Origin of the sequence: Hydrocarboniclastica marina, from assembly GCF_004851605.1 — a bacterium.
Classification (GTDB): Bacteria; Pseudomonadota; Gammaproteobacteria; order Pseudomonadales; family Oleiphilaceae; genus Hydrocarboniclastica; species Hydrocarboniclastica marina.
In genome coordinates, this window is sequence record NZ_CP031093.1 from 1,009,093 (window position 1) to 1,030,817 (window position 21,725).

The 21,725-nt window shown below is 58.9% G+C and carries 21 protein-coding genes; 16 read left to right on the forward strand and 5 right to left on the reverse strand.

Annotated elements, in window-relative coordinates; genetic code table 11:
- Nucleotides 1–12 precede the first annotated feature (12 nt).
- From rimM to ung, 11 genes are all read left to right on the forward strand, one after another.
- On the forward strand, nt 13–540 hold the full coding sequence (rimM, locus tag soil367_RS04620) for a ribosome maturation factor RimM (protein WP_136547367.1): 528 nt from the start codon (nt 13–15) through the stop codon (nt 538–540).
- Between the two features lie 3 nt (nt 541–543).
- A complete protein-coding gene (trmD, locus tag soil367_RS04625) occupies nt 544–1,302 on the forward strand; it encodes a tRNA (guanosine(37)-N1)-methyltransferase TrmD (RefSeq protein ID WP_136547369.1) in 759 nt (252 codons plus the stop codon).
- A gap of 21 nt (nt 1,303–1,323) precedes the next feature.
- A complete protein-coding gene (gene rplS / locus soil367_RS04630) occupies nt 1,324–1,680 on the forward strand; it encodes a 50S ribosomal protein L19 (protein WP_136547371.1) in 357 nt (118 codons plus the stop codon).
- 102 nt (nt 1,681–1,782) lie between these two features.
- The gene (xerD, locus tag soil367_RS04635; protein ID WP_136547373.1) at nt 1,783–2,691 is read left to right on the forward strand and encodes a site-specific tyrosine recombinase XerD; all 909 of its coding nucleotides are present in this window, start codon (nt 1,783–1,785) and stop codon (nt 2,689–2,691) included.
- Between the two features lie 95 nt (nt 2,692–2,786).
- Nucleotides 2,787–3,521 (forward strand): DsbC family protein, encoded by a 735-nt coding sequence (locus tag soil367_RS04640; RefSeq protein ID WP_136547375.1) that lies wholly within the window; start codon nt 2,787–2,789, stop codon nt 3,519–3,521.
- 162 nt (nt 3,522–3,683) lie between these two features.
- Complete coding sequence (locus tag soil367_RS04645) at nt 3,684–4,988, forward strand: homoserine dehydrogenase (RefSeq protein WP_136547378.1); 1,305 nt, start codon at nt 3,684–3,686, stop codon at nt 4,986–4,988.
- A 71-nt stretch (nt 4,989–5,059) separates the two neighbouring features.
- Nucleotides 5,060–6,463 carry a threonine synthase gene (thrC, locus tag soil367_RS04650; protein WP_136547380.1) on the forward strand — a complete coding sequence of 468 codons (1,404 nt, stop codon included), beginning with the start codon at nt 5,060–5,062 and terminating at the stop codon, nt 6,461–6,463.
- 96 nt (nt 6,464–6,559) lie between these two features.
- The gene (gene recJ, locus soil367_RS04655; protein WP_216642774.1) at nt 6,560–8,296 is read left to right on the forward strand and encodes a single-stranded-DNA-specific exonuclease RecJ; all 1,737 of its coding nucleotides are present in this window, start codon (nt 6,560–6,562) and stop codon (nt 8,294–8,296) included.
- A 205-nt stretch (nt 8,297–8,501) separates the two neighbouring features.
- A protein-coding gene (prfB, locus tag soil367_RS04660; protein WP_136547385.1) for a peptide chain release factor 2 occupies nt 8,502–9,597 on the forward strand; the annotation gives its coding sequence in 2 pieces (ribosomal slippage) (nt 8,502–8,573 and nt 8,575–9,597; 1,095 coding nt in all).
- 102 nt (nt 9,598–9,699) lie between these two features.
- Nucleotides 9,700–11,214 carry a lysine--tRNA ligase gene (gene lysS / locus soil367_RS04665; RefSeq protein WP_136547387.1) on the forward strand — a complete coding sequence of 505 codons (1,515 nt, stop codon included), beginning with the start codon at nt 9,700–9,702 and terminating at the stop codon, nt 11,212–11,214.
- 25 nt (nt 11,215–11,239) lie between these two features.
- Complete coding sequence (gene ung, locus soil367_RS04670; RefSeq protein ID WP_136547390.1) at nt 11,240–12,040, forward strand: uracil-DNA glycosylase; 801 nt, start codon at nt 11,240–11,242, stop codon at nt 12,038–12,040.
- Between the two features lie 20 nt (nt 12,041–12,060).
- Here the strand turns inward: ung and soil367_RS04675 are convergent, their stop codons facing one another.
- The 5 genes from soil367_RS04675 to nadB form a co-directional block, all read right to left on the reverse strand.
- On the reverse strand, nt 12,061–12,915 hold the full coding sequence (locus soil367_RS04675; protein ID WP_136547392.1) for an HDOD domain-containing protein: 855 nt from the start codon (nt 12,913–12,915) through the stop codon (nt 12,061–12,063).
- 114 nt (nt 12,916–13,029) lie between these two features.
- Nucleotides 13,030–14,079: a CAF17-like 4Fe-4S cluster assembly/insertion protein YgfZ gene (gene ygfZ / locus soil367_RS04680; RefSeq protein WP_136547394.1), complete on the reverse strand. Its 1,050-nt coding sequence runs from the start codon at nt 14,077–14,079 to the stop codon at nt 13,030–13,032.
- Between the two features lie 59 nt (nt 14,080–14,138).
- Nucleotides 14,139–14,606 (reverse strand): hypothetical protein, encoded by a 468-nt coding sequence (locus tag soil367_RS04685; RefSeq protein ID WP_136547396.1) that lies wholly within the window; start codon nt 14,604–14,606, stop codon nt 14,139–14,141.
- Complete coding sequence (locus tag soil367_RS04690; RefSeq protein ID WP_136547399.1) at nt 14,584–14,847, reverse strand: FAD assembly factor SdhE; 264 nt, start codon at nt 14,845–14,847, stop codon at nt 14,584–14,586. The genes soil367_RS04685 and soil367_RS04690 overlap by 23 nt, the downstream gene beginning before the upstream one ends.
- A 64-nt stretch (nt 14,848–14,911) precedes the next feature.
- Nucleotides 14,912–16,516 (reverse strand): L-aspartate oxidase, encoded by a 1,605-nt coding sequence (gene nadB / locus soil367_RS04695; protein WP_136547401.1) that lies wholly within the window; start codon nt 16,514–16,516, stop codon nt 14,912–14,914.
- Between the two features lie 291 nt (nt 16,517–16,807).
- Here nadB and rpoE point away from each other — a divergent pair, with 291 nt between their 5' ends.
- The 5 genes from rpoE to soil367_RS04720 all read left to right on the forward strand — a co-directional run bounded on the left by rpoE (nt 16,808) and on the right by soil367_RS04720 (nt 21,626).
- Complete coding sequence (rpoE, locus tag soil367_RS04700; RefSeq protein WP_425459963.1) at nt 16,808–17,389, forward strand: RNA polymerase sigma factor RpoE; 582 nt, start codon at nt 16,808–16,810, stop codon at nt 17,387–17,389.
- A gap of 32 nt (nt 17,390–17,421) precedes the next feature.
- Complete coding sequence (locus soil367_RS04705) at nt 17,422–18,018, forward strand: sigma-E factor negative regulatory protein (RefSeq protein ID WP_136547405.1); 597 nt, start codon at nt 17,422–17,424, stop codon at nt 18,016–18,018.
- 120 nt (nt 18,019–18,138) lie between these two features.
- Nucleotides 18,139–19,407: a MucB/RseB C-terminal domain-containing protein gene (locus soil367_RS04710; protein WP_246065527.1), complete on the forward strand. Its 1,269-nt coding sequence runs from the start codon at nt 18,139–18,141 to the stop codon at nt 19,405–19,407.
- A complete protein-coding gene (locus soil367_RS04715; protein ID WP_172962264.1) occupies nt 19,400–19,873 on the forward strand; it encodes a SoxR reducing system RseC family protein in 474 nt (157 codons plus the stop codon). The genes soil367_RS04710 and soil367_RS04715 overlap by 8 nt, the downstream gene beginning before the upstream one ends.
- Nucleotides 19,874–20,201: 328 nt before the next feature.
- Nucleotides 20,202–21,626: a DegQ family serine endoprotease gene (locus soil367_RS04720; protein WP_136547410.1), complete on the forward strand. Its 1,425-nt coding sequence runs from the start codon at nt 20,202–20,204 to the stop codon at nt 21,624–21,626.
- Nucleotides 21,627–21,725: the final 99 nt, after the last annotated feature.

The following is a 21,725-nucleotide window of genomic DNA, read 5'->3' on the forward strand; positions in this document are numbered from 1 at the left end:
GGGTGGAAGGCCATGGGGTCCGCAAGTGAAGAGACCGTGCTTGGTCGTATCTCCGCGGTATTCGGGATCAAGGGTTGGGTGAAGGTCCATTCCTTTACGGATCCCGTAGAAAATATTCTCGACTACAAGCAGTGGCATTTACTGCAAGACGGACGGCGACAAGCGGTGACGGTGCGCGAGAGCAAGCGCCATGGCAAGGGTCTCGTCGTCAGTCTGAAGGGCGTGGATGACCGTGATCAGGCCCAGGCTTACTGTGGTGCAGAAATAGCTGTTGACAGTGCCGCGCTGCCAGCTTTGCCCGACGGGGAGTACTACTGGCACCAGCTGGAGGGGCTAGCGGTTTTTACCACATCAGGTATCGCTCTAGGTCAGGTTGACCATCTGCTTGAGACCGGAGCCAACGACGTGCTGGTGGTCCGGGCAACCGTGGATAGTGTGGACGACAGGGAAAGGTTGATACCCTACTTACCGGATCAGGTTGTGACGGCTATAGATCTGGCCGGCAAGCGCATGACGGTTGACTGGGATCCAGAGTTTTAATTGATGTGGGTCGGCGCTGTAACGCTTTTTCCCGAGATGTTTAACGCCGTGACGGCCTACGGCATCACTGGGCGGGCGGTAAAAGAAGGGATTCTTTCGGTGGAGTTGTGGAATCCGCGGGATTTCACCTACGATCGCCACCGCAGTGTTGACGACCGCCCATACGGGGGCGGGCCTGGCATGCTGATGAAGGTTGAACCGCTCAGGGCGGCAATCCGGGCAGCCCGGGCAGCAGCTCCGGTACCGGTGAGAACCGTCTACCTCTCGCCACAAGGGCGTCCGTTTAACCAGGCGGCAGTTGAAGAGTTAGCGTCCCTTGAGGGGCTGATACTGATTGCCGGGCGCTATGAAGGTGTCGACGAGCGAATCCTGGAGTCCGAGATTGATGACGAAATCTCGCTGGGAGACTTCGTTCTCAGCGGTGGTGAGCTCGGAGCCATGGCCATCATTGATGCCGTTACGCGATTGCTTCCTGGCGCGTTAGGCCACGGAGATTCAGCGGCTCAAGACTCGTTTGCGAACGGTCTCCTGGATTGCCCGCATTACACGCGCCCGGAAGTATTCGAGGGGCGCCAGGTTCCGCCAGTCTTACTGGGCGGCAACCATCAGAACATACGACGTTGGCGGCTAAAGCAGGCGTTGGGAAGGACCTGGCAACGGCGTCCGGATTTGATTGAAGCGAAATCACTCTCTGTGGAAGAGCGTAAGCTTCTGGATGAATTTATTAGCGAATGTGATGGCTCCGGACGTCCGGGTCATTAACGGTTGTTTTAGGAGCGAACGATGAGCGGCAAAAATAGTATCATCAGCCAGATTGAAGCCGAGCAGATGACTCGGGAACTGCCTGATTTCGGACCCGGCGATACGGTGGTGGTCCAGGTGCGTGTGACTGAGGGTAACCGCGAGCGTCTTCAGGCGTTCGAAGGGGTTGTTATCGGTAAGCGTAACCGGGGAATGAACTCTTCCTTTACCGTCCGCAAGATCTCGTATGGCGTTGGCGTGGAGCGGACCTTTCAGAGCTTCAGCAAGCAGATAGACAGCGTTCAGTTGAAGCGTCGTGGCGACGTTCGCCAGGCCAAGCTTTACTACTTGCGCGATCTGTCCGGCAAGGCGGCGCGTATCAAAGAAAAGCTGGGCTGACAGGCTTTGTAAGCTTCGGGCAACGTCCGTCGCTGGCATGGAAAACGAGCAGTTTCGGCTGCTCGTTTTTTGTCTTTGTAGCTCAATAATCCCGGGGTCCCAATGGCTGAACCGGAGTATGGGTCGGCTTTGGTCGACGAGTTCTGCGATGCCTTGTGGCTTGAGTCGGGTCTCAGTGAACAGACGCGGGCCTCGTACCGTAGTGATCTGTTGCAGTTTTCCCGATGGCTGTCATCCCAGCCGGGCCAGCCTCAGCTTCAGCAGGCCCAGCGCAGCCACGTACTCGGTTACCTCGGGTCGGCCCTGAGCCGGGGCAACAAGGCAAGCACTTCTGCGCGACGACTGTCCTGCCTGCGCCGTTTCTTCCGGTTTCTGATGAGAGAGGGGCGCGTCACCGAAGACCCAACCCTCAAGATTGATGGCCCCCAGGTCTCCCGTCGTATTCCCGATTCATTATCCGAGGCTGACGTTGAGCGGCTATTGGATGCTCCCTGCGTAGAGGAACCGCTGGGTTTGCGTGACAGAGCCATGTTGGAACTACTCTATGCGTGCGGCTTACGGGTATCCGAGTTGGTGGGGCTACGACTTTTTCAGGTGAACCTCAATCAGGGGGTGATCCGTATCGTCGGTAAAGGTAACAAGGAGCGGCTGGTGCCGATGGGCACGGAAGCGGCGGATTGGATGGCACTTTACCTTAAACAGGCGCGTGCCGCGCTCGCGGGAAAAGCCCAGACTGACTACATTTTCCCAGGCAAGGGTGGCGAGGGATTAACCCGGCAGGCATTCTGGTATCGTATCAAGCTGTATGCGGGCCTGGCAGGTATAGCGAAGCCCCTTTCACCCCATACACTGCGTCATGCATTTGCCACTCATCTGCTTAATCACGGGGCCGACCTGCGAGTGGTGCAAATGTTGCTGGGGCACAGCGACCTCTCGACGACCCAGATTTATACCCATGTGGCTCGGCAGAGATTGCACGCGCTTCATGGCCAGCATCACCCCCGCGGGTAGAGCGGAACGGATAGAGCTTGCTGGCGCCGGGCCGAAGCCGATTGAACTTTCAGACCAATGCGGGATCAGGATAAAAAATAAAACGGAGAATACAGATGAAATACCTGTTTACCCTCGGTGTCATGTTTAGTCTGTTTATGGCTACAGGCGCTTCTGCTGAAGTCACCGCGAAAGATGAAAAACAGATCCGGCAGCGCTTGGCTCAGGCAATCCCCGGACTCGAAGTGACGCGGATATCCGAAGCACCGTTCCCTGATGTGTATACGGTTGAAACCCGAGGTCAGGAAACGCTCTTCACCACTGCGGATGGTAGCCATCTGGTCGTGGGTGAGCTGTATCAGCTGACCTCGGGAGGCGTTGTCAACGTGACCGAGCAGAGCCGTGCCCGGCAGCGCGCTGAGCGCATTCAGGCGGTAGCCGCTGAAGACCTGATTTCGTACCGCCCCAAGGGCGAAACCAAAGCGGTTGTCAACGTGTTCACGGATATAGACTGTCCCTACTGCCGCAAGCTGCACCAGGAAGTGCCCGGACTGAACGAAATGGGTATCCAGGTCAACTACCTCGCCTTTCCACGCTCAGGTCCCAACACGCCTTCTTTCGCCAAGGCAGTTTCTGCCTGGTGCGCTGATGATCCGGCGGAAGCGATGAATCGGGCCAAGAGCGGGCGTAGCCTCGACTCGAAGACCTGCGACAATCCCGTCCTGGAGCAGTTTCAGCTGGGTCAGCAGATCGGCATTACCGGTACGCCCGCCATCGTGCTCGAGAACGGCACCATGATCGGCGGCTACGTGCCCAAAGAGCGTCTCGCTCAGGCTCTTGGGCTGCAGTGATTCACGAATACAGGATTACGACGGCTCTACACGTTTTGTTAAGCGCGCAAAGTCGTTAAACTTGCGGGCGGGTGCCGGGAGCATCGTGCATCATTCGGCTGTTAATCCGCGCGAGCAACGATCTGCACGCGGCAAAGCTCTTCGATTAATTAGGGGTGGACGTTGAAAGAGGTCAAAATCGGGATCTGTGGCCTGGGAACTGTCGGCGGAGGCACCGTCACGGTACTGCAGAGGAATGCTGAGCTAATTGCCGGTCGCGCAGGGTGTCGACTGATTATTGCGCAGGCCGCGTCACGCCGCCGCCCGGAGCATATTGAGCTTGGCACCATCCCGTTCTCGGATGACATTTTTCAGGTGGTGCAGAACCCCGAGATAGACATCGTCGTTGAGTTGATCGGTGGCTGCGAAACCGCGCTGGAGCTCGTGCTGGCAGCCATTGAAAACGGCAAGCACGTGGTGACCGCCAACAAAGCGCTGATTGCTGTGCACGGTAACGAGATCTTCGAGGCTGCGGCGCGGCACGGGGTCGTTGTTGCCTTCGAGTCCAGCGTCGCCGGCGGTATTCCGGTGTTGAAGGCAATCCGCGAAGGGCTGGCAGCCAATCGGATCAATTGGCTGGCCGGCATCATCAACGGTACCGGCAACTATATCCTGTCTGAAATGCGCAGTGGTCGGGCCTTTGATGAGGTCCTGCGCGAGGCCCAGGCACTGGGCTATGCCGAGGCTGACCCGACGTTCGACGTGGAGGGCATTGACGCTGCGCACAAGCTGACGATTCTGGCGTCTTCGGCATTCGGTGTACCCCTTCAGTTTGAGAAGGCTTACACCGAAGGGATCGCCAACATTACGCCTTACGATATCTCCCATGCTGAAAGCCTGGGCTACCGCATCAAGCACCTGGGGATCGCCCGCCGCCAGGCCGACGGTATTGAGCTGCGGGTGCACCCGACACTCGTCCCTGTCCGGCATTTGATTGCCAACGTTGATGGCGTTCTGAACGCTGTCCTGGTGGACGGTGACGCGGTGGGGCAGACCATGTATTACGGCCCGGGTGCAGGGGCCGAAGCCACTGCTTCGGCGGTTATCGCGGATCTGGTGGACGTTGCGCGCTCGGTCGCGGCGGGTAGCTCCCAGCGTGTGCCCTACCTTGGTTTTGAGCCGGAGGCACTGGAAGAGCTGGCGGTTCTGCCGATGGAAGAGGTCCACTCAGCGTTTTACCTGCGTATCCATGCGCTTGATCGGCCCGGGGTGCTGGCCAAAATTGCCTCGATTCTCAGCGAGCATGGCATCAATATTGAGTCGATCATGCAGAAGGAGACCGAAGTCCAGGACAATACCATTCCGGTGATTATCCTGACCCACACGGTTAAAGAACGCCAGATCAACCGGGCTATTGCTGACCTGGAGGCCCTGCCTGACATACCCCAGCGCGTGGTCCGGATACGCGCCGAACATTTTCCTGACTGACCTTTCCTAAACTTCCGCCGGGGCGTGGCTTGTCATGCGTCCCCGGCAGCACTTCAGAACAGGGTATACCCGTGAGATACATCAGCACCCGGGGGCAGGCCCCCGCCCTTGGCTTTGAAGATGTCCTGCTGACCGGCCTCGCGCCCGACGGCGGGCTTTATGTGCCCGAATTCCTGCCGCGGTTTTCGCCTGAGGAAATCAGCTCCTGGCGAGGTCTCAGTTACGAGGAGCTGGCTTTCAAGGTCGTGTTTCCGTTTGTTGAGGAAGCGATCCCGGCTGATGATTTCAGGGAGATGCTCGCTGAAACCTACCGTGTGTTTGCCCATAAGGCCGTAGCGCCCCTGGTTCAGATTGATTCCAACGAATGGGTGATGGAACTGTTCCGCGGTCCTACGCTGGCATTCAAGGATTTCGCACTACAGTTACTTGGCCGTTTGCTGGATTACGTGCTGGAGCGCCGCAATCAACACGTCGTCATTATGGGCGCGACATCAGGTGATACCGGGTCGGCGGCGATAGAGGGTTGTCGCCACTGCAAGCACGTGGATATCTTTATTCTCCATCCCCATGAGCGGGTGTCTGAGGTGCAGCGCCGTCAGATGACGACGGTGCCGGGCGAGAATATCCACAACCTGGCGATTCGGGGCAATTTCGATGACTGTCAACAGATGGTCAAAGAGAGCTTCGGCCAACAGGCATTTCTTGGCGGAAAGACTCAACTTGTAGCCGTCAATTCCATTAACTGGGCACGCATCATGGCCCAGATTGTCTATTACTTTCATGCCTCGCTTGCGCTAGGCGGGCCGCAGCGCAGCATGGCGTTTTCGGTGCCTACCGGCAATTTTGGCGATGTGTTTGCCGGGTACCTGGCGCGGGAAATGGGACTGCCAATTGAACAGTTGGTGGTCGCGACCAACCGCAATGACATCCTGCACCGGTTCTTCAGCGGCAACCGCTACGAGAAGCACGCGCTGGCCCATAGCCTGTCGCCGAGCATGGACATCATGATTTCCAGCAATTTCGAGCGGCTGTTATTCGATCTCTACGGTCGCGACGGCAAAGCGGTGGATGATCTGCTCAAAAGCTTCCAGAGCGGCCCGGTACAAATCGAGGACCACCGTTGGAAGCGTGCCCGCGCGCTTTTCGACAGCTACGCTGTGGACGACGACCTGACCTGTGCGACCATTAGCCGTGTATTCACCGAATGTGAGTACCTGCTGGACCCACACACGGCCATTGGTGTCGAGGCCGCACGGAAGTGCCGCCGTGACGCTGGGACCCCGATGATTACACTGGGCACTGCCCATCCGGCCAAATTCCCGGAAGCCGTCCGTCGGTCGAGCATATCGGTCGAGCCCAAGCTGCCGCTCCATCTTGACGATCTGTTTGATCGGGAAGAGCGTTATACCGTGCTCGACAATGACCGACAGCAGGTACAGGACTTTATCGCCAGGAACTGGAAGTTTGCCGGTTAGTCGAATCCCCACCGCTTCGCTTGCTGTCTTGCCGTAGTCCTGCCGGGGATTGCGGCTTGAACTACTCTTCTGATGCAAAGCAGCCGGGAAACAGTCATGCAGCAAAAGATCTTTCGCAGGCCCTGTCCCGAGACCCTCACATGGGGCCAAAGCCTGCCGCCGATTTTAAGGCGTCTCTACGCCGCCCGCGGCATTGATTCAGAAACCCAGTTGGACTACCAGCTCGCCGCGCTAGCCCGCCCTTCAGAGCTGCGGGGCGCCAGCGCCGCTGCCGAGATTCTGGGCGACGCGATTGTCAAAGGGCAGTCGATTACGGTTGTGGGCGATTTCGACGCAGACGGTGCGACCAGCACCGCTGTCGCGATTCTGGGTTTGCGGATGCTCGGTGCGTCTCGTCTGTCGTTTCGCGTTCCCAGCCGCTTTTCCGATGGCTATGGCCTGACACCTGGGATCATCGAGCGGTTACAGGCCGAAGATGCGGTGCCTGATGTGCTGGTTACGGTGGACAACGGTATCGCGGCGAATGAAGGCGTAGCCGCTGCGCGTGCTGCCGGCTGTCGCGTCGTGGTCACTGATCACCATCTGCCCGGGGACGTTCTGCCCGCGGCCGATGCCATCGTCAATCCCAATCAGCCAGGCTGCGAGTTTCTCAGCAAGAACGCCGCCGGTGTCGCGGTTATGTTCTATGTGCTTACCGTGGTACGGCAGTGGCTTCGTGAGAGAGGGCACTTCAGGCATGGTGGGCTGCCCCCGCTGGTTGAGTTGCTGGACCTGGTGGCGCTGGGTACCGTCGCGGACGTGGTGCCGCTGGACCATAATAACCGGATTCTGGTCTCCCAAGGGATCAGGCGTATCCGCGACGGCAAAGCCCGCCCTGGTATCATGGCGTTGCTGGAGGTGGCCGGTCGCGATTATCGGCACCTGTCCTCGACGGACCTGGGCTTTGTAGTAGGGCCGCGACTTAACGCAGCGGGACGTCTCGACGATATGAGCCTGGGCATAGCTTGCCTGCTGGCAGACACCGAGACCCATGCAAGGGCTCTGGCGCAGGAGCTGGACCAGCTGAACCGCGAGCGCCGGGGCATTGAGAGTGAAATGAAAGCCCAGGCTGAGGCCATGCTGAAGGACTTGAGCCTGGATTCAGCGGAACTGCCGTGGGGCTTGTGCTTGCACGAGGCCTCATGGCATCAGGGCGTCATAGGCATACTGGCGTCGCGCATCAAGGAGAAAACCCACCGCCCGGTTATTGCCTTTGCCGACGCCGACGAGCAGGGACTTCAGGTGAAAGGCTCTGCTCGCTCCGTGCCCGGACTTCACATTCGCGACGTGCTTGCGGCCGTTGATGCCCGTAAGCCCGGGTTGCTGTTGAAGTACGGCGGTCACGCCATGGCCGCCGGGCTGACGCTGTCCAAGGAACGTCTGGGGGAGTTCAGCGATGCGTTTGACCTCGCGGTCCGGGCGGTTGCTGATGAAGAAATGCTGAGTGAGAGGATCGTCTCAGACGGCCCCCTGGCGGGCCCCGAGATGACACTGGACACCGCCAGGCTGCTACAAAAAGCCGGCCCGTGGGGGCAGCTGTTTCCCGAGCCTCTGTTTGATGGGGCGTTCGAAGTGCTCAACCAGCGGATAGTCGGCGAACGGCACCTGAAGCTGATGGTCCGGGTGCCAGACTCTGACCAGGTACTGGACGGGATCGCCTTCAACGTCGACACCCAGTGCTGGCCCAGGCCCTGCGATAAACTGCAACTGGTCTACAAACTGGACGTCAACGTATACCGCGGTCGGGAATCGGTGCAACTGCTCGTGCAGCAGGTGATCGCACTTGATGACTAGTGTCTTTGGCTCGTCTGCCTCTCCGGGCTCTTGAGCCGGGCGAACGGACCAAATATATGTGTGATTCGCCTCGCCGTCGCTTCAGGCCTGCAATATGAGCAGGATGACTGTACGCGACACCGGCATGTATTCCCCTGCCGCGATTCGATAGAATAACGCGTTTTCTCACCGCGGGCCGCCAAGGGCCGAATCGACGGATAGATCCATGGAAATTAATCTTATTGTGCAGCGCATTAAAGACCTTCGAGAGCGCACCGACGCTCTGAGGGGGTATCTTTGACTATGACCTCCGTAGTGAGCGTCTGGTAGAGGTAGAGCGGGAGCTTGAAGACCCCAAGGTCTGGGAAGACCCTGAGCGCGCCCAAGCGTTGGGCAAAGAGCGCGCGACCCTGGAACAGATAGTCTCGACCATCGACAGGCTGACCACGGGTCTGGCTGACTCGGAAGAGTTGCTCGAAATGGCCTCGGTAGAAGAGGACGCCAGCACCGCAGCAGACGTCGAGCATGAGCTTGATGAGCTTGAGCAGGCGTTGGAGAAGCTGGAATTCCGCCGGATGTTCTCGGGCGAAATGGACCCGAACAATGCCTTCCTGGATATCCAGGCCGGCTCCGGCGGCACCGAAGCGCAGGATTGGGCCAATATGCTGCTGCGCATGTACCTGCGTTGGGCTGAAGATAAGGGCTTCAAAACGGAAATCACCGAGCTGCAGGAAGGCGAAGTGGCCGGCATCAAGAGCGCGACCATCCACGTCGAGGGTGAGTACGCTTTTGGTTGGCTGAGAACGGAAATTGGCGTTCACCGGCTTGTGCGGAAGTCGCCTTTCGATTCGGGAAACCGCCGCCATACGTCCTTTGCGTCGGTTTTTCTCTCGCCGGAAATCGACGATAGTTTTGAAGTGGACATCAACCCCGCTGATTTGCGGGTCGATGTCTACCGGGCCTCCGGGGCAGGTGGCCAGCATGTTAACCGTACCGAATCAGCTGTTCGGTTGACCCACAACCCGACAGGTGTGGTGGTCGCGTGTCAGGCCGGACGGTCCCAGCACGCCAACAAAGACCAGGCTATGAAGCAGCTGCGGGCCAAGCTCTACGAGCTGGAAATGCAGAAGCGCAACGCCGAAAAACAGAAGCTTGAAGACACCAAGTCCGATATCGGCTGGGGCAGCCAGATCCGGTCTTACGTACTGGATGATCAGCGCATCAAGGATCTGCGAACCAAGGTGGAAACCAGCAATACGCAGGCGGTGCTTGACGGTGATATCGACCGCTTTATCCAGGCGAGCCTGAAAATGGGGCTCTAGCAGCCCCCAGCAAAGTTCCTAGCACACCAAGGCCCCGTGCATTGTCTTGCACGGTCGCTGAACCAAACGCGCAATGCTCCTTGACCGAGACCACGCCAGATCATGACTGACCACGAAAACAGCAACCCGGCCCTTGATGAGAATCGGCTGATAAGCGAACGCCGCGCCAAGCTTGCGGAGATCCGGGAAAGCAATGCCATTCCGTTCCCCAACGATTTTCGCCGTACCGCGACCGCTGCCGAGCTGCAGGAGAAGTACGGAGAGAAGACCAAGGAAGAGCTGCAGGACATGGCTGTAGAGGTGGCCGTGGCCGGGCGGATGATGCTGGACCGCAAGGCGTTCAAGGTTTTGCAGGACACTTCCGGCCGCGTCCAGATATACGCCGCCAAAGATGTCCAGAAAGAGACGCGTCATTGGGACCTGGGTGACATCGTCGGCGTCAGGGGCGTGCTCAGCAAGTCAGGCAAGGGCGACCTCTATGTCACCATGGATCAGTACGTGCTGCTGACCAAAGCCCTGCGGCCATTGCCCGAAAAGTTCAAGGGCCTGGCTGACCAGGAACAGAAGTACCGGCGTCGTTATGTTGACCTGATCGTCAGCGAAGACACTCGCGAGACCTTTCGCCTGCGCTCGAGAATCGTTGAGCAGATCCGCCGCTACCTGGTCGATCGCGACTTCCTTGAGGCTGAAACGCCCATGCTTCAGGTTATTCCAGGCGGCGCCAGCGCCCGGCCGTTCGTGACCCACCATAATGCCCTGAACATCGACATGTACTTGCGCATCGCGCCCGAGCTTTATCTCAAGCGTCTGGTGGTTGGTGGCTTTGAACGCGTGTTCGAGATCAACCGCAATTTTCGGAACGAGGGGCTTTCGACACGGCACAATCCTGAGTTCACCATGCTGGAGTTCTATCAGGCTTATGCGGATTACAACGATCTGATGAACCTGACTGAGGATATGCTGCGGACCGTGGCACGTAACGCCCTGGGGAAAACGGTCATTAGCAATACGGTCAGAAACGGCGAAGGTGAAGTTACTGAAACGCGCGAGTATGACTTCGGCAAGCCGTTCGAGCGCATCTCGGTGTTCGACAGTATACTCAAGTACAACCCGGATATTCGGCCCGAGCAGCTTCAGGATATTGAACAGGCGAGGGCGTTGGCGAAATCGCTGCATCTGGCCATAAAGCCAGGTTGGGGACTGGGAAAGCTGCAGATCGAGATTTTCGAGGAGACCGTTGAACATCGGTTGATCCAGCCCACCTTCATTACTGAGTACCCGACCGAAGTGTCGCCCCTGGCCCGCCGGAGCGATTCCAATCCCATGGTCACCGAGCGCTTTGAGTTCTTTGTAGGTGGCCGGGAAATCGCCAATGGTTTTTCTGAGCTCAACGATGCCGAAGATCAAGCTGAGCGTTTTCGTGCTCAGGTGGCGGAGAAAGAAGCGGGGGACGACGAGGCCATGTTCTACGACGAAGATTACGTAGAAGCACTCGAGCACGGCCTGCCGCCGACGGCAGGTGAGGGGATCGGCATAGACCGGCTGGTGATGCTGCTGACCGACTCACCGTCCATCCGTGACGTAATCTTGTTTCCCGCAATGCGGCCGGCAGGCTGATTTCGTCCGGCGAGGATTGACCCGTATGGCGCGGCACCCAATCGAAGTTCTAAAGGATGCCCTTGCCGTGGGCTCGGGTTGGCGGGAGCGCCTGGAAGCGGAGTTTCAGCAGGACTATCTTATGCGCCTGTCTGAGTTCCTTGCGTCGGAAGAACTCGCCGGTAAGTCGATCTTTCCGCCCCGGCAGCTCTGCTTCAACGCCCTCAATGCAACGCCTTTCGACCACGTCGGCGTCGTTATTCTCGGCCAGGATCCCTACCATGGTGCCGGCCAGGCGCACGGATTGTGCTTCAGTGTGCGCCCGGGCGTAAAAATCCCGCCCTCGTTACGCAACATGTTCAAAGAGCTCAAGTCTGAGCTCGGTATAGACCCGCCCGACCACGGCTGCCTCCAGCCCTGGGCAAATCAGGGCGTGCTGCTGCTGAACAGTGTGCTCACCGTTGAGGAAGGCTCCGCCGGCTCACATCAGGGCAGAGGTTGGGAGCGGTTCACTGACCGCGTAATAGGCGCTCTCAATGCCGAGCGGGAGGGGGTAGTGTTTATGCTTTGGGGGAGCTACGCGCAGAAGAAAGGGCAGTTCATCGACCGCCGCCGTCACTTGGTGCTTGAGAGTCCCCACCCATCGCCTTTGTCGGCCAGTCGTGGCTTCCTGGGCAACGGCCACTTCGCCAAGGCGAACGGCTGGCTGGACGCCAATGGAAAGCCTGAGATTGACTGGCAACTACCTGACAAAGCTACCCTTCTGACGGAATATGGTATCTCGGAGAGCGAGATCACAGGGCTCGGGCCAGCCAATGCGGCGGCCGGGCGAGCTTGCTACCCATGAGCCCAACCGCCAGCTAAGTTTTACTGATTCAGTAATGCCATGGCCGCTTCCATCTGGGCGTTCAGGTCTTCCTCCTCGCCCAGATTCTTGTTCGGGTCCAGCCCGAGCCGTTCAAATGCGCTAATTGAACCCCAGTCGACGTCTCCGTCGACCCGGCCACCAGCCTCAGCTGGAGCATCGCCGGACCTACTCTGTAGGGTTGCAACCATGACAATGTCGGCGTAGTCCACTCGGGGAACCTGCCTTGTGAGATTGAGATATTCCACGGGTACCTGTTGCAGGTCCTTGGGAAAATCCCACCGTTGCAGAATGTGAGCGCCAACTCGGGGATGAATCTCATCAATCAGGTTGTCGAGCATGACACTGCTGATCTGGATGTCATTGTCCTCGACATATCGCAGCACCGGCAGTACGCCGATCTGGTGGGTGAGACCGGCCAGGGTGGCCTGGTCCGGCCGCAGTTTGGTGTAGTGCTGGGCCAGGACATGGCTAATGCCTGCAATCTCGGTGCTGCGCTGCCAGGTCGCACGCAGACGCTTGTCCACCATGTCCGATGTTGCCTGGAACATCTGCTCCATGGCCAGGCCCATGGCCAGGTTAGAAGTGTACGCCATGCCCAGCCGGCTTATGGCCATGTTCAGGCTGTCGATCTCCCGGCTGCCCCTGAAAAGAGGGCTATTGCAGATTCGGATGATCCGCGCAGACAGGCTCGCGTCATCACTTATTTCGCGCACCAGGTCGAGTATTGCGGAGTCCGGCGCTTCAGCGATTTCCCGAACCCGGATCGCGACTTCCGGAAGCGTGGGAAGGACCAGTTTGTCATTGTTTATGGCGGTTATCAGGTCATTCCTGATGCGCTCTGCCAAGTCTGCCATGGTGCTGAATTCCGCGTCTGCTGTGATTTGAGGTCGTCTCTGCGACCACGAACGGTGCTACTGCCTGTTATAGCAGATATTAGGGGGCGCGCCTGTATCGTAACGTAACAGCGTTTAATTATGATCAGCTGGCTCTGTGCCTGCTTCCTGCTCAACCACCTTATACGGCAGGGGTACGATCTCGACCGGGTATTCCTGCTTGCCGTCCACATAAAGTCGGGCACGGGCAGCCTGGTGATTGATCACGGCCAGTCCCTCCTGGCTGCCGTCGGCGTAAGTCATCAGATTGGTGACTTCCCCGGCAGGTCTCCCCTCGTCAGTATTGATCGCTGACAGCTGGGCCGCCCCGCCTCGGGGCAAGGTGACGCGGTAGGTACTTTTCTTGAGCTGGCCCAGATAACGGAGCCGGGCAATTATCTCCTGGCCCGTGTAACAGCCCTTTTTGAAACTGATGCCGTCAACGCAGTGCCAGTTGAAATACTGTGGCACCAGCCGTTCGCTCAGAGCTGTATCGATGGTAGTCAGGCCAGCTCTGATTTCGGTGGCCAGCCAGGCGTCCTGCGGCGCTTGGAAGCCTTCCTCTTCAGCAGTTGCCAGGCATGCTTCCAGCGTGGCAAGGTCGTTGCCGTTCAGCCACAGTTCTGACCGTGCGCATCCGTCCGCGTCGACCTGGGCAGCGATGACCCGGCTGCGGTTCCAGACCGCAATAGCGCCCAGGCGGTCACCCTCGGGTATCTCGAGGGCATGATGGGCCTGGGTGCCGCGAATACCCAGCACAACCCAGCCATCCGCCGGCTCCAGCCTGGCTTTGAAGAACGCCAGATACTTTTGGAAATGCTTCAGCACCTGGTCGGCAAGATCGGCTGAAACGCGCAGCAGGATATCACCGCTGTCGAGTTGCAGTAGCCGAAAGTTGGCAATAGCCTTGCCCTTGGGCGTGCAGGCTGCACCATAGATAGCCTGCTGCTCGGTCAATTCATCCAGCTGACAGGTGAGCTGGCCCTGCAGGAACTTCCGGGCGTCAGGACCCGACAGCCGGAGCAGCGTTTGCCGCTGCCAGTGGGCAATAAAGTCGGTGGCTATCGGCCGGGCTATGGCTTCTGGACCGCTGGAAAACCCCAGTCCGGCGAGCATTGTGTCGTTTGAGTCGCGAAGGGAGACCATGGTCGCAGCAACTCCTGGCTTGGGTGAATGCACGTGCGAGTCTTCAGCCCGCAACGGGTTCAATCATACCGGGCTCCCATTCTTAGCCAAACTTTCAGCTGACGAAAGTCTTCGCGCGGAACGTTTCCAAGCCCGGGCAGATCAGTTACCAGCAGGCGCCAGCGGGGACCCCTGTGCCCGACCGGCGCGAGCTCCAGCCAGACAAGCCGACTCAGAAGCCGGCTAGTCCTGGCAGGGTTCCACTCTATCGCCGGCTCGCCAGGCAACTGGCTTCTCAGTCTGTTTTCCTGAATACGAAGTTGGGGGCGCGCTTCCGCCCTCGTAAGCCCATAGGGTACAGCGCTGCGTACCGCCAGAGCTACCAGGCAGGCCATCAGGCAAAGTCCGAGCGCGCCGCTACCGCCTGCGAAGCCGGCGAGAACCAGCAAGGGCGCCCACGCCACCAGTACGGCGCAAGCCAGCCCAGGCGAACGACGCAGCCGCAGCACCACGACCGGCAAGTCGTTAGCGACGTTTGGATTGGGCATGGGCCAGTATCAGGTCGATAATTCGCTGCAGGTCTTCATCATCTGGCCGGGTCCGACGCATCAGCCAACTGAACAGGACATTGTCCTCACACTCCAGCAGTCTGCGGTAGCGATCCTGATCGTCCGGCGCTGCATCATGGTAGGCCTCTTCCAAATAGCCCAGCAGCAGCACATCCAGCTCCAGCATGCCTCGGCGGCTATGCCAGTAGAGTCGTTTATATTCAACGTCCTGTTCAGTCATGGCCGGTCTCCGGCGGTTGTCGAATTTGAGAACTTTGGTCTGGGGATCGCGGTTGACTGCCTTTCTATCCCGGGGGTGCGATGTACCGCGTTGGCGTCAGGATGGTGTCTTCTGCCGCTTCGAGCAGATCGGGGTAGTCAACCGTATAGTGCAGTCCGCGGCTTTCCTTACGCTGCAAAGCCGAGCAGATGATCAGATCCGAGATGGTTACCAGGTTCCTCAGTTCCAGCAGGTCTTTTGATACCCGATAGTTGCTGTAGAACTCGCGGATCTCCTGATGCAGCAGGTCAACACGGTGCTTTGCCCGCTGCAGGCGTTTGGTGGTTCTGACGATGCCGACGTAGTCCCACATGAACCTGCGCAGCTCGTCCCAGTTATGGGAGATAACAACATCCTCGTCGGAATCACGCACCTGGGATTCATCCCAGGCGGGCACAGTTGGTGGTGCGGGCACCTCAGCCGCAACCCTGCCGATTTCCGTGGCTGCAGCGCGGCCGTAAACCAGGCACTCCAGGAGCGAATTGCTGGCCATGCGGTTGGCGCCGTGAAGGCCCGTAAACGCGGCTTCGCCCACGGCGTAAAGCTGGTTCACGTCGGTCCGAGCATGGCTATCGGTAACGATTCCGCCGCAAGTATAGTGGGCTGCCGGCACAACAGGAATGGGGTCGCGGGTCATGTCGATGCCGAATTCGAGACAAGTGTCGTAGACGGTGGGAAAGAGATTGCGGACGAAGTCAGCGGGCTTATGGCTGATATCCAGGTACAGGCAGTCAGCGCCCAGACGTTTCATCTCATGGTCGATCGCCCGGGCGACGATGTCGCGTGGAGCCAGTTCGCCTCGGGAGTCAAAGCGATGCATAAACCGGGACCCGTCCGGCAGCTTGAGGTGGCCCCCTTCACCGCGCACGGCTTCCGTAATCAAAAAGGACTTTGCCTTTGGGTGATAAAGACAGGTGGGGTGAAACTGATTGAATTCAAGATTCGCTGTCCTGCAGCCAGCGCGCCAGGCCATTGCGATTCCGTCGCCTGTCGCCCCGTCCGGGTTGCTGGTGTAGAGATAAGCTTTACTCGCGCCCCCGGATGCCAGCACCGTGAAACGGGAGCGGAATGTCTCGACATGCCCACTGCGGGTGTTAAGGATGTATGCACCGACACAGCGGTTACCTGGCAGGAACAACTTGCGGTGGGTAATCAGGTCGACCGCAACGCGATCTTCGTACACCGTGATGTTCGCTGCCCGCCGTACCTGCTCACTCAGAACCTCAGACACCGCCCGGCCGGTGGCATCGGCCGCGTGAATGATGCGCCGGTGGCTGTGTCCGCCTTCCCGGGTCAGGTGGTACGCGTCATTGTGATCGCGTGTGAATTCGACCCCCTGGTCGATCAGCCATTCAATGCTTTCACGACTGCGTTCCACCGTCAGCCGCACGGCATCCTCATGGCAAAGTCCCGCACCGGCAGCCAGTGTGTCCCCGATATGGGCGTCAACGCTGTCAGCCGCGTCCAGAACTGCGGCGATACCGCCCTGGGCATACTGTGTTGAACCGCTGCTGAGGCCCGCCTTGCTGACCACCGCGACATTAAGTTCAGCCGGAAGGTTAAGTGCGACAGTCAAGCCAGCAGCGCCAGTGCCGATAACCAGAACATCGTGATAATAGGCTGGGGGCATTGAGCTTCGGTGTCCGATTGGGAAGGGGTGAGGGGTTTGCCGGCCTCGAAAAGACGTCCTTCGCCCTCTGTGATAGAGATCTCTGTGGCACTATTGAACTAAAGTTCGGGGTCGCTGTCTATTTGGCTCAGAGCAAGTCTCTTCCCGAGGCGGATAAACCAGGGCGTTTATATGCACAATAGCGCTAAACTTCAGTTACGATTATGCGGAGAAAGTGGCCGGGGAACCGCCGCTCATCCAATCGATCAACTGCAAAGCGAACCTATGACTTCGGCGACCGAGTCCCGATCATTGACAAGTGACCAAAGCCAGACCGACCGGCAGCTTGTGGGGCGGGTGCAGAATGGCGAGCGGGCGGCTTTCGACCTGCTGGTTATCCGTTATCAGTCCCGCGTGGCGTCTATCATCTCCCGCTACATCCACGACTCCCAGGATGTGCTGGACCTCACCCAGGAAAGCTTCGTCAAAGCATACCGCGCCATAGGGCGCTTTCGTGGAGACAGCGCCTTCTATACCTGGCTGTATCGCATCGCGGTCAACACGGCCAAGAATCACCTCGAGGCAAGAGGTCGTCGGCCGCTGGCGGTCATGGAAGTTGAAGACGCCGAGCAGCTCGACGCAGCGCCAGGCCTTCGTGATCTGGGGTCCCCGGAGAAGCAATTGCAACGGGACCAGCTTCAGACTGCTATCGATGGGGCGCTGGACGAGCTCCCAGAGGAGCTTCGTAGCGCCTTGTTGCTAAGGGAAGCGGACGGACTCAGCTATGAGGATATTGCCCAGGTTCTGGAGTGTCCTATCGGCACGGTCCGGTCCAGGATCTTTCGCGCGCGAGACGCCATCGACCGGCGCATTGCGCCCATGCTGGAGACTTAGGCGGATGAGAATCGCTGTTGAGGTGTATACCCATGGATGATCGGTTGAAAGAGTCCCTATCGGCCATGTTTGATGATGAGGCCGACGAACTTGGGGTTCGGCGGGTGTTGGCTCTGGGCGAAGATGACGAAGTAAGGTCGCAGTGGTTGCGCTGGCAGCGCTTGAGTGACCAGCTTCGTCATGGTGAATCCCGGTGGGATGGCATCGATATGCGCGCCGATATCTGGGCCCGACTGGACATGCCGGCAGAGGCAACATCAAAGCCGGAAGTTCCTTACCAGGCTCAAACGCAGCGGCGGGCTACCCGACCGCTATGGCGAAACTCAGGCTCGGCAGCTCTGGCGGCGATGCTGGTGGTGGCCGTGATGGTAGGCTTTGGAGCCGGACAGCAGTGGACGGATGACGGGCCTGAGGCGGAGTTCGCTGCAGCTGGAGGCGCGCTACCCGCGCAAAACGGGGCGGCGGAGCCCGTGCCACAGGTCGCGTTGAACAATCTTGACGCAGCCCAGCGCGAGGAGTTGTCCAATTATTTGCTGCGGCATGCGCGCCATAACAGCGCAGCTGCGGGTAACGGCGCTGTCGGGTTTGCCCGGGTCGCCAGTGTTTCGCTCTCGGGCGCTGACCGCTAGTTGTCAGGTGCTGTGACGCGTCTGGCTAAACGGCCATTTCACGTCGAGCACAGGCTGGCCGGCCGGTCGCCCTGCTCGTTATTTTCCTCTCAACCGCTAGTTGAAAGTGCCCTGTCATAGATGAAGACTCTGCAGTCACTGATCGTCAGAAAATTCTGGGTAATGGTCTTGAGCCTCGCCTGTAGCTGGGCGGTGGCAGATGAGTCCGGCCCCGCCGAGGCCCGCCAATGGCTTGAAGGGCTTGATGCGGCACTTGAGAAGACCAGCTATCGTGGCGTTTTCGTGTATACCCGCGGGTCTGAAGTCAATGCCATGCGCATCGTTCACCGCTACCGGGACGGCCAGATCATAGAGCGGCTTAGCCAGCTCGACGGCGGCGACGGCGAGATTGTTCGCTATGGCGACCAGATTATTTGCGTGCTGCCGGATCACGGCCGACTTGAACTGGGCGCGCTTCTACCGGCCGGACCCTTGGCTGGTGCTTTCAATGATCGGCTTGAGCCGATGTCCCGGTGGTACCGGCCTGAGAAACTGGAGAATGGCAAAGTCGCGGGTTTTGAAGCTGTCGTCGTGGCGGTATCAGCCCGGGATCGCCACCGTTACAGCTACCGACTCTGGCTCGAGCGGCAGACGGGTCTGCTTCTCAAAAGTCAGGTTCGGGACCAGGACGGTAAGGTGCTGGAGCGGTTCCAGTTCACCCAGTTGGAAATAACAGACGCGATTTCGGACGATGAACTGACGGTACAGACGGCAGGGCGGGAGCTTCGCCGGCTGCAGTCCAGCAAAGGTGGGCGTCAACAAAAAAGTTCCCCCGTCGCACCGGAATCCGCTGCAGCCGCCAGGCCGGAGAGTGCGGAGGGCAGAGCGCCGGCACATAAAGAGGAAGATCTCTCCAACTGGCACCCCACCTGGACGCCAGCCGGATTCATTGCCAGAAGCAAGGCCGTCGACGGGGCCCGACGGCTGACCACCTATTCCGACGGTATCGCTTCATTTTCTGTGTTCGTCGAGCCCGTCGGGTCCATGACCATGCCACTGGGTGCGTCTACCATCGGCGCAACGACAGCCTATCTTCACAAACTGACCACGGCTGACACGGTCCATCGTGTAACAGTGGTCGGCGAAATACCGCCCGAAACCGCCATGCGCGTGGCTGAATCGGTCAGTGTTGAAGAGGCAGCCATTGATGCGCAGGCGAGCGTCAACGCTTCCGACAGTGAAGCTGGCGCTGAATCGAAGCCACCTGAATCGAAGCCACAAGGTGAGCAGGTAACGGTTGGGAAAGAGGCCAGCGTCCCCAGGTCAAAAGACCAGCCAGGGCCGGCCGCGGACGGAGAGTCTAACGGTGCTGGCGCACCGGGTTCGGGGGCAGGGCCCGAAAGTGATTGAGCAGTCTGGGCTGGTTGTAGCGGTAGAAGGGCTGCAGGCCTGGGTGCGTGTCGAGCGCGAGGGATCCTGCCAGCGTTGCAGCGCCCGCAACGGTTGCGGCCAACGCTTGATGGCGGAGCTGTCGGGTCCGGCGAAGGCGCAGCAGGTCCGGGTCGACAATGAGCTACGGGCCAGGGTAGGCGATAAGGTGTTGCTGGGCCTCGGTGAGCAGACGCTGCTCTGGGCTTCATTGAAGCTCTACTTTCTGCCCTTGCTGGGGTTGATTTTCGGGGCGGCGGCTGGCACTTGGCTGTTTGGTAACGCTGAGCCCGCTGTTGTCTTAGTGGCCACCGGCGCCATGATGCTGGTGTTTTTCCTGACCCGTTTATTGAGCAATGAGGGCGAGGTTCATCCACAGATGCTTGAGGTGCTTCAGCCTCGGGATGATGATCAGCCTGTTGCATTAACTTTGCAGGCGCGCGCCTAGCAGGTTCATACGGCTCAGTCTGGTCATCACCATGCTCAGGTCTCTACACCAACGCATACGGTTTTCTTCATCAACTTTTTCGGTTCTCTACATCAGCGTGTTCGGTTCTCTACATCAATAGTGTTCGGTTCTTTAGATCAATAGTGTTCTGGCTCCTGGGCCGGGCCAACAGAACGGTGACGTGTCCGATGTTGTCGTCGCCTTGGTTCTGCGCTGAGTCTCTCACGTCGGACGGGAATCTTTTGCAGTATGCAGACGGTTCGACACGAAACAGACGGGCCGGCCAGGTGAGTCATCGGGTTAAACAAACGAAGAGGTGTTCTCGGGAATGAAATTTCAACGTCGTCGTAAACCCATCTTGGGACTTTGGCTGTTTTTGTTCGCGTTCTGGCTGTCTGAGGCTGTAGCGGCGGTGAACCTGCCTGACTTCACCGGGCTGGTCAAAGACAGTTCGCCTGCGGTGGTAAATATAAGCACCACGGTATCGGCTTCAAGCGGGCGCAACCCCAATGTGCCATTCACTCAGGATCAGCTCGAGCAAATGCCTGAGTTCTTCCGTCATTTCTTCGAGGCACCTGAAGGTCCTATGGGTCCTGCACAACCTGGTCCGAGACACTCCATGGGCTCCGGGTTCATCGTGTCGCCTGATGGCTATGTGCTGACCAACAACCACGTTGTTGACGGTGCGGAAGAAATCATCGTTCGGCTGAGCGATCGCCGCGAGCTTGAGGCAACTGTTGTTGGCACCGATCCCAGCACGGATCTTGCTGTGCTGAAAGTGGAAGGTACAGATCTGCCCGTGGTGCGTCTGGGCAAATCAGCTGAGCTTGAGGTCGGCGAGTGGGTGGTCGCGATCGGTTCGCCCTTCGGCTTCGACCACACGGTGACTGCGGGCATTGTCAGCGCGAAAGGGCGGGCGCTACCGAGCGAAAACTACGTGCCCTTCATTCAGACCGACGTGGCAATTAACCCCGGCAACTCAGGTGGGCCGTTATTCAACCTGGACGGTGATGTCGTCGGTATCAACTCGCAGATCTATACGCGCTCTGGTGGTTTCATGGGGGTTTCGTTTGCTATCCCGGTTGACGTTGCAATGAATGTGTTTGAGCAGATTCGTGACCAGGGCTACGTCTCACGAGGCTGGCTGGGCGTACTCATACAGGAAGTGAGCCGGGACCTGGCTCAGTCGTTTGGTCTGTCCAAACCCCACGGCGCGCTGGTGGCTGAGGTCATGCCCGGCTCGCCGGCTGCCAAAGCGGGGCTGAAGCCGGGTGATATTATTCTCGAGTTCGAAGGCGAAGAAATCGGTCTCTCAGCCGAATTGCCCCCCCAAGTTGGTCGGGTCAAGGTCGGGTCAACAGCTGAGCTACTCATCATGCGCAACGGCAACCGCCAGGAGATAGACGTGACCATCGGCGAGCTGCCCAATGGTGCGGCTCAGAATCAACAAAGCGAGCCCGCCAAGGCCATGCCGGGCAACCCGCTGGGCCTTGAGGTTGAACCGCTGCCCCGCGAACTCAAACAGAAATGGGATGTTGAAGGCGGTGTGCTGGTGACCAACGTGGGCCAGGGGCCGGCGCGAAAGGCGGGCATACGGCCGGGAGACGTCATCCGCAGCATCAATAATCAGGACATCACTTCGCCTGACGACTTCCGGGCGATGCTCAAGGATCTTCCCCGGGGTAAAGCGCTGCCGGCATTAATTGTACGTGACGGCGCCCCGTCCTTCGTTGTACTCAAACTCGAGAAATAAGGAAAAACCGGGGTGAGCGACCTGCTTACCCCGGTTGACCTTCCCCTGCCGGCATGGCCTATTCCCTGACTCTCCGGTAAACTCTGCCCAGCCTGGAAC

What these genes read in the sequence shown, in the direction of transcription:
- trmD (WP_136547369.1), top strand. Translation starts at nt 544, where the DNA reads ATGTGGGTCGGCGCTGTAACGCTTTTTCCCGAGATGTTTAACGCCGTG.
- rplS (WP_136547371.1), top strand. Translation starts at nt 1,324, where the DNA reads ATGAGCGGCAAAAATAGTATCATCAGCCAGATTGAAGCCGAGCAGATG.
- soil367_RS04675 (WP_136547392.1), bottom strand. Translation starts at nt 12,915, where the DNA reads ATGGCAGACTTGGCAGAGCGCATCAGGAATGACCTGATAACCGCCATA.
- soil367_RS04710 (WP_246065527.1), top strand. Translation starts at nt 18,139, where the DNA reads ATGAAGACTCTGCAGTCACTGATCGTCAGAAAATTCTGGGTAATGGTC.
- soil367_RS04685 (WP_136547396.1), bottom strand. Translation starts at nt 14,606, where the DNA reads ATGCCCAATCCAAACGTCGCTAACGACTTGCCGGTCGTGGTGCTGCGG.
- soil367_RS04705 (WP_136547405.1), top strand. Translation starts at nt 17,422, where the DNA reads ATGGATGATCGGTTGAAAGAGTCCCTATCGGCCATGTTTGATGATGAG.
- ung (WP_136547390.1), top strand. Translation starts at nt 11,240, where the DNA reads ATGGCGCGGCACCCAATCGAAGTTCTAAAGGATGCCCTTGCCGTGGGC.
- rimM (WP_136547367.1), top strand. Translation starts at nt 13, where the DNA reads ATGGGGTCCGCAAGTGAAGAGACCGTGCTTGGTCGTATCTCCGCGGTA.
- ygfZ (WP_136547394.1), bottom strand. Translation starts at nt 14,079, where the DNA reads ATGGTCTCCCTTCGCGACTCAAACGACACAATGCTCGCCGGACTGGGG.
- nadB (WP_136547401.1), bottom strand. Translation starts at nt 16,516, where the DNA reads ATGCCCCCAGCCTATTATCACGATGTTCTGGTTATCGGCACTGGCGCT.
- lysS (WP_136547387.1), top strand. Translation starts at nt 9,700, where the DNA reads ATGACTGACCACGAAAACAGCAACCCGGCCCTTGATGAGAATCGGCTG.
- soil367_RS04720 (WP_136547410.1), top strand. Translation starts at nt 20,202, where the DNA reads ATGAAATTTCAACGTCGTCGTAAACCCATCTTGGGACTTTGGCTGTTT.
- soil367_RS04690 (WP_136547399.1), bottom strand. Translation starts at nt 14,847, where the DNA reads ATGACTGAACAGGACGTTGAATATAAACGACTCTACTGGCATAGCCGC.
- soil367_RS04640 (WP_136547375.1), top strand. Translation starts at nt 2,787, where the DNA reads ATGAAATACCTGTTTACCCTCGGTGTCATGTTTAGTCTGTTTATGGCT.
- recJ (WP_216642774.1), top strand. Translation starts at nt 6,560, where the DNA reads ATGCAGCAAAAGATCTTTCGCAGGCCCTGTCCCGAGACCCTCACATGG.
- xerD (WP_136547373.1), top strand. Translation starts at nt 1,783, where the DNA reads ATGGCTGAACCGGAGTATGGGTCGGCTTTGGTCGACGAGTTCTGCGAT.